Here is a 9,314-nt window from a genome sequence, read left to right on the forward strand (position 1 = left end):
GCACCGCTCCGGCCCGCACGACCGCCTCGCGGACGTCGGGCGCCCGCCCCGGTGCCTCCCGGGCCACCCTGCGGCCCGAGCTGCGGCTGGTGGCAGCCGGCGCCACCGCGCCACGGCGCCGGGCCCGCGCCGGACTGCTGTCCCGCCGGGCGCCGTTCGTCCTGATCGTGGTGGTGCTGCTGGCGCTCACCACCGTCGGACTGCTGGTGCTCAACACCGCCATCGCCGTCGACTCGCTCAAGGCCACCCAGATGCGGGCGGAGAACGCCGACCGCGCCGAGACGGTGCAGGGCCTCGAGCAGCGGGTCATAGCCGGTGAGACCCCGGCCGAGGTGGCCCGCGCCGCGGCGGCCGCCGGTCTGGTGCCCGCCGGTGTCGCGGGCTACCTGGTCCTGGGGCCGGAGGGGACCACGACGATGCGGGGCGTCCCGGAGCCGGCCCCCGCGCCCGATCCCGAGCCGGCCCCCCAGCCGGCGCCTCCGGGCGGGAACTGAGCCGTGCCGAACAGCGTCCGCGGACCCGGTGACGGTCCCCGTGCCGCCCGCCCGTCGTCCGCCGTCCGCGGGGGGACCGGTCCCTTCGTCTCCCGCCGTGCGCCCGGGACCCGGCACAGCCGCGGGGCCGGGCTGTCGGTGGAGCAGCGCGGCCGGCGCAACCGGTGGGGGCTGGCCTTCCTCATCACCCTGCTGGTGCTGGTCGTCGGCCGGCTCGTGGTGCTCCAGGGCATCGACGGGGCCGCCTACGCCAGCGCCGCCGAGCAGGACCGCCTGCGCAACTACACGATCGCGGCGCTCCGCGGTCAGGTGCTCGACCGCGACGGCCACCCGCTGGCCTACACCGTCGACGCCTCCCGCGTCGTCGCCGACCCCACGGTGGTCCGCGACCCCAAGCGCGCCGCCCTGGCCCTCACCACGCTGCTCGACGTCCCGGTGCCGGAGCTGACCGAGAAGCTCTCCGGGGAGGGCCGCTACGTCGAGCTGGCCTCCCAGGTGCCGCCGGAGACGGCGAAGCTGGTGGAGGAGCTGGAGATCCCCGGCGTCCTGCTGAGGGACGACCCCGTCCGGCTGTACCCCTCGGGCGCCGTCGGCGGGCAGGTCGTCGGCTTCGTCGGCACCGACGGCACCGGCCTCGCCGGGATCGAGCAGGCCTTCGAGGAGCAGCTGTCGGGCACCGACGGGCAGCGCACCGTCGAGGTGGGCAGCGGAGGGAACCCGATCCCGTCGGGCATCGACGAGTCCACGCCGGCCACCGACGGCGACGACGTGACCCTCACCCTCGACCAGGACCTGCAGTTCGTCACCGACTCGCGGCTGGGCGAGGCCTGCGCGGACGGCGCCACCACCCGGGCGTCGGCCGTCGTCCTGGACGTGCGCACCGCTCAGGTGGTCGCCATGGGCTCGTGCCCCGGCTATGACCCCGGGGCCTACCGGAGCACCGACCCGGAGCTGCTGGGCAATCCGGTGCTGTCGGACGTGTTCGAGCCCGGCTCGGTCATGAAGGCGGTGACGCTGGCGGCCGCCGTGGAGGAGGGCCGCGCCACGCCGGACCGCGTGCTGTCGGTGGACGGCTCCATCGACGCCGGTGACCGCGTGGTCAGGGACGCCCACGACCACGAGCCGATCGACTGGACGGTCACCGGCATCCTCGCCAAGTCCAGCAACGTCGGCACGATCATGCTGGCCCGCGAGGTGGGTGACCGGAAGCTGGAGGAGTACCTGCGCGCCTTCGGCGTCGGGGAGACCACCGGCATCGAGCTGCCCGGGGAGAGCCGCGGCATCCTGGAGAGCTCCGCGGACTGGACGGCGAGCCGGGCGGCCAACATCCCGATCGGGCAGGGCGTCTCGGTCACCACCCTGCAGATGGCCTCGATCTACCAGACGATCGCCAACGACGGCGTCCGCGTGGAGCCCCGGATCGTCCGCTCGGTGACCAGCGCCGACGGCACGGTGACGCCGGCTCCCGAGGGGGAGCGCACCAGGGTCATCAGCGAGTCCACCGCCGACGACCTGGCGTACATGCTGGAGGCCGTGGTGGGCCCCGGGGGTACCGCCCCGCTGGGCCAGGTCGAGGGCTTCCGGGTGGCCGGCAAGACCGGCACCGCGCAGCGCGCCAACCCCGAGACCGGCGGTTACGCCGGCGGTGGGTACGTCACCACCTTCGTCGGGTTCGCCCCGGCCGACGACCCGCAGTACGTCGTGGCCGTCGAGCTCGAGCGCCCGACCAGCAACGCCGAGGGCGGTCAGGTCGCCGCACCGGTGTTCGCCGACATCATGCGGGCGGCGCTCACCGCCGACGGCGTGGTGCCCTCCGGGACGGCGCGTCCCGAGTTCGCCCTGACCGGCACACCCTGAGCCGCGCTCGCCGCAGCGGCACCACTCGCGGACGCGCCCCCGCCGGACGCGACGCGTCGTCCGTGCGCGCATGCCGGGTGCCCGCGCCCTCGCCGGTAGATTGGAGCCCCGTGACCCCGACCGACGCCGGGGCGACCCCGCCCCCCGCGGGGAGCCGCCCGCTGCCTCTCGCCGACCTGACCGATCTGGTGGGTGTCCCGCTCGTCCCCGGGCCGGCCGCCGCACCCGTCGTCAGCGGCGTGACGCTCGCCTCCGGGGAGGTCCGCTCCGGTGACCTGTACGCGGCGCTGCCGGGCGCCCGCACGCACGGGGCCAAGTACGCCTCCGACGCCGCGGCCCGCGGTGCCGTGGCCGTGCTGACCGACCCGACCGGCCGGGACGAGGCGCTCGCCACCGGCCTGCCGGTCTGCGTCGTCGACGACCCACGCGCGGTGCTGGGCGCCGTCGCCGACCGGGTGTACGGCGGGCCCAGCGCGCGGCTGACCGTCCTCGGCATCACCGGGACCAACGGCAAGACCACCACCGCCTACCTCGTCGAGGCCGGGCTGGCCGCGGCCGGCCGGGCCACCGGGTTGATCGGCACGGTGCAGACCCGCACCCGGACCCCGGACGGCGCCGTCACCGCGCTGCCGAGCGTCCGCACGACCCCCGAGGCCCCGGCCCTGCACGCGCTGCTGGCCGGCATGGCCGACGCCGGGGTGTCCGCCGTGGTCATGGAGGTCTCCAGCCACGCGCTCGTCCAGGGCCGGGTCGGCGGGGTGCGGTTCGCCGCCGCCGGGTTCACCAACCTGGGCCGCGATCACCTGGACTTCCACGCCGACATGGAGGACTACTTCCAGGCCAAGGCGCTGCTGTTCGACGGGCGGGCCGCCGTCGAGGTCGTCGACGGCGACGACCCGTACGGCCGGCGGCTGGCCGAGCGGCCCGGCCGGCGCCCGGTCACCGTGTCCAGCGCGGCCGGCGCCGCCGACTGGACCGCCTCGGACGTGTCGACGGCGCCCGGCGGCGGGTCCACCTTCACGCTGCACGGACCCGGTGGGCGGCAGTGGCCGGCGCGGCTGCGGCTGCCCGGCCGGTTCAACGTGGCCAACGCGCTGCTCGCCGTGGCGCTGCTCGACGGCGTCGGCGTGGCCGTCGAGGACGCGCTGACCGGGCTGGCCGGCACGGTCGTCCCCGGGCGGATGGAGCCGGTGGACGCCGGGCAGGACTTCGTCGCCGTCGTCGACTACGCGCACACCCCCGACGCGGTGCGCACCGCGCTCGCCGCGCTGCGGGCCGCCACCCCCGGCCGGCTGATCACGGTGCTCGGCTGCGGTGGTGACCGCGATCCGGGCAAGCGACCGGGCATGGGGGCCGCGGCCGCCGAGGGCAGCGACGTGCTGGTGGTGACCGACGACAACCCGCGGTCGGAGGACCCGGCCGCGATCCGGTCGGCGATGCTCGCCGGTGCCCACGAGGTGCCGGACGGTGCCCGGGCGGAGATCATCGAGGTCGCCGGACGCCAGGACGCGCTCGCCACGGCCGTCGGCCTGGCCCGGGCCGGGGACACCCTGCTCGTGGCGGGCAAGGGGCACGAGACGGGTCAGGAGGTCGCGGGGACGGTGCACCCGTTCGACGACCGCGACGTCCTCCGCCGGCTGCTCGCCGGGGCGCCGGCATGATCGCGCTGACCGTCGCCGAGATCGCCGGGGCGACCGGTGGCCGCGTGCAGGGCGACCCGGCGACCACCGTCACCGGCACCGTGACCCTGGACTCGCGCGCCGTCTCGGCCGGCGACCTCTTCGTCGCCGTGCCGGGGGAGCGGGTGGACGGGCACGACTACCTCGGCGCCGCGGCCGGCTCCGGCGCCGTCGCCGCCCTGGTCACCCGGCCCGATCCGGCGCTGACGTGCGTCGTCGTCGACGACCCCGTCGTGGCGCTGGGCCGGCTCGCCGCCCTGGTGCACGGCCGGCTGACCGGGGGTGGGCTGCGCACGCTGGCCATCACCGGTTCCTCGGGCAAGACCTCGACCAAGGACCTGCTCGGCCAGGTGCTGGCCACCGCGGGCCCGACCGTCAGCCCGCCCGGCTCGTACAACAACGACATCGGCCTGCCGCTGACCGTCCTCTCCGCCGACGAGGGCACGGAGTTCCTCGTGCTGGAGATGGGCGCGCGCGGTGCCGGGCACATCGCCCGCCTCTGCCGCGTGGCCCGGCCGCAGGTCGGCGTGGTGCTGAACGTCGGTTCCGCGCACCTCGGGGAGTTCGGCAGCCCGGACGGCATCGCGCAGGCCAAGGGGGAGCTGGTCGAGGCGCTGCCCGAGGACGGCACCGCCGTGCTGAACGCCGACGACCCGAGGGTCCTCGGCATGGCCTCCCGCACCCGCGCCCGCGTGGTCACCACCGGCCGCGGCGAGGACGCCGTCGTCCGCGCCGTCGACGTCACGCTGGACGGGTCGGCGCGCCCGCGGTTCACGCTGGTGACCGCGGGGGAGCGGCACCCCGTCGCGCTCCGCGTCGTCGGTGAGCACCAGGTCGCCAACGCGCTCTCGGCCGCCGGCGCCGCCCTCGCCGCCGGGATGGCCCCGGAGCAGGTCGCCGGTGCCCTGTCGGCGGCGGAGTCCCGCAGCCGCTGGCGCATGGAGGTGGCCCGGCGCGACGACGGCGTCACCGTCGTCAACGACGCCTACAACGCCAATCCCGAGTCGATGCGCGCCGCCCTGGCCGCGCTCGCCGGGTTGCCGGCGACCCGTCGCATCGCCGTCCTCGGCGCGATGGCCGAGCTCGGCGCGGACGCCGACGCCGAGCACGTGCGGCTCGGCCGCGACGCCGTCGCCGCAGGGATCGACGTGGTCATCGCGGTGGGTCCTGATGCGGTAGGCATAGCGGAGGGCGCGACCGACTCGGGGCGGCGCGCGGGAGAGGAGTCGGTGCACGTGCCGGACCGGGCCGCTGGCCTCGAGCTCCTGACGGAGCTGCTGCGCCCCGGGGACGTCGTCCTCGTGAAGGCCAGCCGCTCCTACGGGCTGGAACTGCTCGCCGCCGACCTGCTGGAGAACGCCGCGTGAGGAGCATCCTCATCGCCGCGGCCGTCGGGCTGATCGTCTCGATCCTGCTCACGCCGCTGGCCATCCGTGCCTTCCGCCGGCAGGGCCTCGGCCAGGAGATCCGCGACGACGGCCCCGAGAGCCACCTGTCCAAGAAGGGCACGCCCACGATGGGCGGCACGGTGATCGTCGGCGCGACGGTCATCGGCTACCTCGCCGCGCACCTGGCCTTCGTCGGGGAGTCCGGCTGGGGGTTCACCGCGACCGGCCTGCTGCTGCTGTTCCTCATGGTCGGCATGGGCACCGTCGGCTTCCTCGACGACTACCTCAAGATCCGGCACCGGCGCAGCCTCGGGCTGAACAAGACCGCCAAGCTGGTCGGCCAGCTGGTCGTGGGCGTCGCCTTCGCCGTGCTGGCGCTCCAGTTCCCCAGCAACGGCATCACGCCGGCGTCGACGGTGGTCTCCTACGTCCGCGACATCGCCCCCCTGGCCCTGGGCCCCGTCGCGTTCGTGATCCTGGCCTACCTCTTCATCGCCGGATTCTCCAACGCCGTGAACCTCACCGACGGGCTGGACGGCCTGGCCGCCGGCTCCTCGGCGATGGTGCTGGCCTCCTACATCTTCATCTCGTTCTGGCAGTTCACCCACGACTGCGCCAACGAGCTGATCGACGGCTGCTACACGGTGCGCGACCCGCTGGACGTCACGCTCGTCGCGGCCGCCGGCATGGGGGCGTGCCTGGGCTTCCTGTGGTGGAACACCAGCCCGGCGCGGATCTTCATGGGCGACACCGGTTCGCTGGCGCTGGGCGGCCTGATCGCGGGGATGGCGATCGTCACCCGCACGGAGCTGCTGCTGGTCGTGACCGGCGGCCTGTTCGTCGCGGTGACCCTCTCGGTGGTCATCCAGGTGGCCTTCTTCCGGGCGACCCGCCGCCGGGTGTTCCGCATGGCCCCGCTGCACCACCACTTCGAGTTGGCCGGCTGGACGGAGAACACGGTCATCGTCCGGTTCTGGCTGGTCACCGGTATGGCGGTCGCCTTCGGGCTCGGCCTGTTCTACGCCGACTGGCTCGGCTTCGTGGGCCTGTGAGCAGCTTCGCCGGCCGGACCGTCCTCGTGGCGGGGCTCGGCGTCTCCGGGGTCGCGGCGGCACGGGCGCTCCTGGCCGACCGTGCGCGCGTGCTGCTCACCGACGCGGCGCAGCTGCCGGTGGTCGCCGAGCTGACCGCGGGCGGCGCCACCTGGCTCGGCGTCACCGACACCGTGCCCGCGGGCGTGGACCTGGTCGTCACCTCGCCGGGCTGGCGGCCGGACGCCCCGCTGCTGGTGGACGCCGCCGGCCGTGGCGTGGAGGTCGTCGGGGAGCCGGAGCTGGCCTGGCGGATGCGCATCCCCGGGCCCGGCGGGGCACCCGCCCCCTGGCTGGCCGTCACCGGCACCAACGGCAAGACGACGACCGTCACGATGCTCGAGGCGATCCTGCTGGCCGACGGACGGCGGGCCGTGGCGGCCGGGAACGTCGGCCGGCCCCTCGTCGAGGTGGTCACCGCCCGCGACGAGGACGGCGCCCCCTCCTTCGACGTGATCGCCGTGGAGCTCTCCAGCTTCCAGCTGCACTGGTCGTCCTCCCTGGCGCCCGCCGCGGCCGCCGTGCTCAACGTCGCCGACGACCACACCGACTGGCACGGCTCTTTCGCCGCCTACCGCGACGCCAAGGCCCGCATCCTCGAGCGCTCGCCGGTCGCGGTGGCCGATGCGGGCGACCCGGTCGCGGCGCGGCTGGTCCGGGCCCGGCCGGGAGCGGTGACCGTGACTCTGGAGGAGCCCCGGCCCGGTCAGCTGGGGGTGCGTGCCGGCTCGCTGGTCGACCGCGCGTTCGCCGACGACCCGGCGGGTGAGGTGCTCATGGAGCGCGCCGACCTGCCCGTGCCCGGGCCGCACAACACCGTCAACGCCCTGGCCGCCGCGGCGCTGGCCCGCGCGCTGGGTGTGCCGGCGACGTCGGTCGCCCACGGGCTGGCCGGCTTCTCCGGCGGAGCCCACCGCAACGTGCTCGTGGCCACGCTCGACGGCGTCGACTACGTCGACGACAGCAAGGCCACCAACCCGCACGCGGCCGGCGCCTCGCTGGCCGCCTACCCGCGGGTGGTGTGGATCGCCGGCGGTCTGCTCAAGGGCGCGGACGTCGACCCGCTGGTCGCCGCCGTCGCGCCGCGGCTGGCGGGCGTGGTCCTGCTCGGCCGCGACCGGGCGCTGATCGCCCGGTCCCTGGCCCGACACGCGCCGTCGGTGCCGGTCCTCGAGGTGCCCAGCGGGAACGATGGCCGGATGGACGCAGGCCGGGCCGACGCCGCCACGACGATGACCCGCGTCGTCGCCGCCGCGGCGTCGCTGGCGCGGCCCGGCGACACGGTGCTCCTGGCCCCGGCCGCCGCCTCCATGGACGTCTTCCGCGACTACGGCCACCGCGGTCAGGCCTTCGCCGACGCCGTCCGGGCCCTGGGGTGACCCGCCGATGACCACTGTGCAGACGCCGCCACGCGAGTTCCGCACGGCCCGGGAGCGGTCCCGTCCGGCCCGGGTGCGCACCGGCCGCGTTCCGCGCTGGACCGGCCCTGCCTGGCTCGACGGGCCCATGACCAGCGCCCACCTGGTGCTCGGCTCGGCCGGGCTGCTGCTGCTCATCGGCCTGGTCATGGTCTTCTCCGCCTCCGCGATCGAGGCGGCGCTGGACGACGAGCCGGCGTGGGCGCCCGGCGTGAAGCAGCTGATCCTGGCCTGCATCGGGCTCGGCGCGATGGTCGTCGCCATGCGCCTGCCGGTCGCGCTGGTCCGCCGCTGGGCGCCGGTCGCCCTGCTGGTCGTCGTCGGGCTGCTGCTGCTCGTGCTGATCCCCGGGATCGGTCTGGAGCGCAACGGTGCGCGGCAGTGGATCCCGCTGGGTGTCACCGACTTCCAGCCCTCCGAGCTGGGCAAGCTGGTGTTCGCCCTGTGGGGTGCGCACGTGCTGGCGCTGCGCGAGCGCTACCTGACCACCCAGTCCCTGCTGGTCCCGGTCCTGCCGGTGTTCGGCGTGCTGTCGCTGCTGCTGATCGCCGAGCCCGACTTCGGCGGCGTGGTCAGCCTGGGCCTGGTGCTCGTCGGGCTGCTGTGGGCCGGCGGCATGTCGATGCGCTGGTTCGCTGCCTTCGCCGGCGTCGGAGCGCTGCTGACCGCCCTCATGGTGTGGGTGGCGCCGTACCGGATGGCGCGGATCACCGCGTTCCTCGACCCCTTCGCCGACCCCACCAACACCGGCTTCCAGGCCATCCGCGGCATGTACGCCCTGGCCACCGGCGGGCTGTGGGGCGTGGGCCTGGGCAACAGCAAGATGAAGTGGAAGATCCTGCCGGAGGCCGAGTCCGACTACATCTTCGCGATCATCGGTGAGGAGCTGGGCTTCCTCGGCTGTCTCGTCGTCGTCACCCTGTACGGGGTGCTGGCCTACGCGGGCTTCCGCATCGCGCGGCGCTCGGCCGACCGCTTCGTGCAGCTGGCGGCCGCGGCCATCACCGTGTGGCTGATCGGCCAGGCGACCATGAACATGGGCTACGTGGTGGGGATGCTGCCGGTGACCGGTGTGACGTTGCCACTGATCTCGGCGGGCGGCACGTCGCTGATCCTGACCCTCTTCATCGTCGGCCTGCTGGCCCGGTTCGCCTGCTCCGAGCCCGCCGCCGTGGAGCACCTGCGCACGGCCGACCGGGGGTGGCTGGCGCGCACGCTCATGCCCGCCCCTGCCGCGGCCGTCGACCGGCTGCGCCCCCGCCGCACCGAGGACGGGTCGCAGCCGGTGCTGCCCGTCGTCGGCGCCGTCCGCACGCTGCTGCACGCCCGGGGGGCCGACGCCCGGCGCACCCCGGCGCGCACCGTCGCACCGCGCACCGCCGCACCG

7 protein-coding genes are annotated in these 9,314 nt (G+C 75.5%); all 7 read left to right on the forward strand.

Annotated elements, in window-relative coordinates:
• The coding region (gene ftsL, locus C5507_RS21560) for a cell division protein FtsL (RefSeq protein ID WP_211295541.1) at nt 1-494 on the forward strand (494 nt) is incomplete at its 5' end.
• 3 nt (nt 495-497) lie between these two features.
• The gene (locus C5507_RS21565) at nt 498-2,351 is read left to right on the forward strand and encodes a peptidoglycan D,D-transpeptidase FtsI family protein (RefSeq protein WP_104530541.1); all 1,854 of its coding nucleotides are present in this window, start codon (nt 498-500) and stop codon (nt 2,349-2,351) included.
• A gap of 110 nt (nt 2,352-2,461) precedes the next feature.
• Nucleotides 2,462-4,012, forward strand: coding sequence for a UDP-N-acetylmuramoyl-L-alanyl-D-glutamate--2,6-diaminopimelate ligase (locus tag C5507_RS21570; protein ID WP_104530542.1), 1,551 nt, complete (start codon nt 2,462-2,464; stop codon nt 4,010-4,012).
• Nucleotides 4,009-5,397, forward strand: a complete 1,389-nt coding sequence (locus C5507_RS21575; RefSeq protein WP_104530543.1) for a UDP-N-acetylmuramoyl-tripeptide--D-alanyl-D-alanine ligase — start codon at nt 4,009-4,011, stop codon at nt 5,395-5,397. Before C5507_RS21570 ends, C5507_RS21575 begins: the two co-directional genes overlap by 4 nt.
• A complete protein-coding gene (mraY, locus tag C5507_RS21580; protein ID WP_104530544.1) occupies nt 5,394-6,470 on the forward strand; it encodes a phospho-N-acetylmuramoyl-pentapeptide-transferase in 1,077 nt (358 codons plus the stop codon). Before C5507_RS21575 ends, mraY begins: the two co-directional genes overlap by 4 nt.
• Nucleotides 6,467-7,888, forward strand: coding sequence for a UDP-N-acetylmuramoyl-L-alanine--D-glutamate ligase (murD, locus tag C5507_RS21585; protein WP_104530545.1), 1,422 nt, complete (start codon nt 6,467-6,469; stop codon nt 7,886-7,888). Before mraY ends, murD begins: the two co-directional genes overlap by 4 nt.
• A gap of 7 nt (nt 7,889-7,895) precedes the next feature.
• Nucleotides 7,896-9,314 (forward strand): putative lipid II flippase FtsW (ftsW, locus tag C5507_RS21590; RefSeq protein ID WP_249027843.1); only part of this gene is annotated, 1,419 nt, incomplete at its 3' end.

Origin of the sequence: Blastococcus saxobsidens (assembly GCF_002938435.1) — a bacterium.
Lineage (GTDB): Bacteria > Actinomycetota > Actinomycetes > Mycobacteriales > Geodermatophilaceae > Blastococcus > Blastococcus saxobsidens.

Coding starts and splice junctions, on each gene's coding strand:
- C5507_RS21575 (WP_104530543.1), top strand. CDS start 4,009: ATGATCGCGCTGACCGTCGCCGAGATCGCCGGGGCGACCGGTGGCCGC.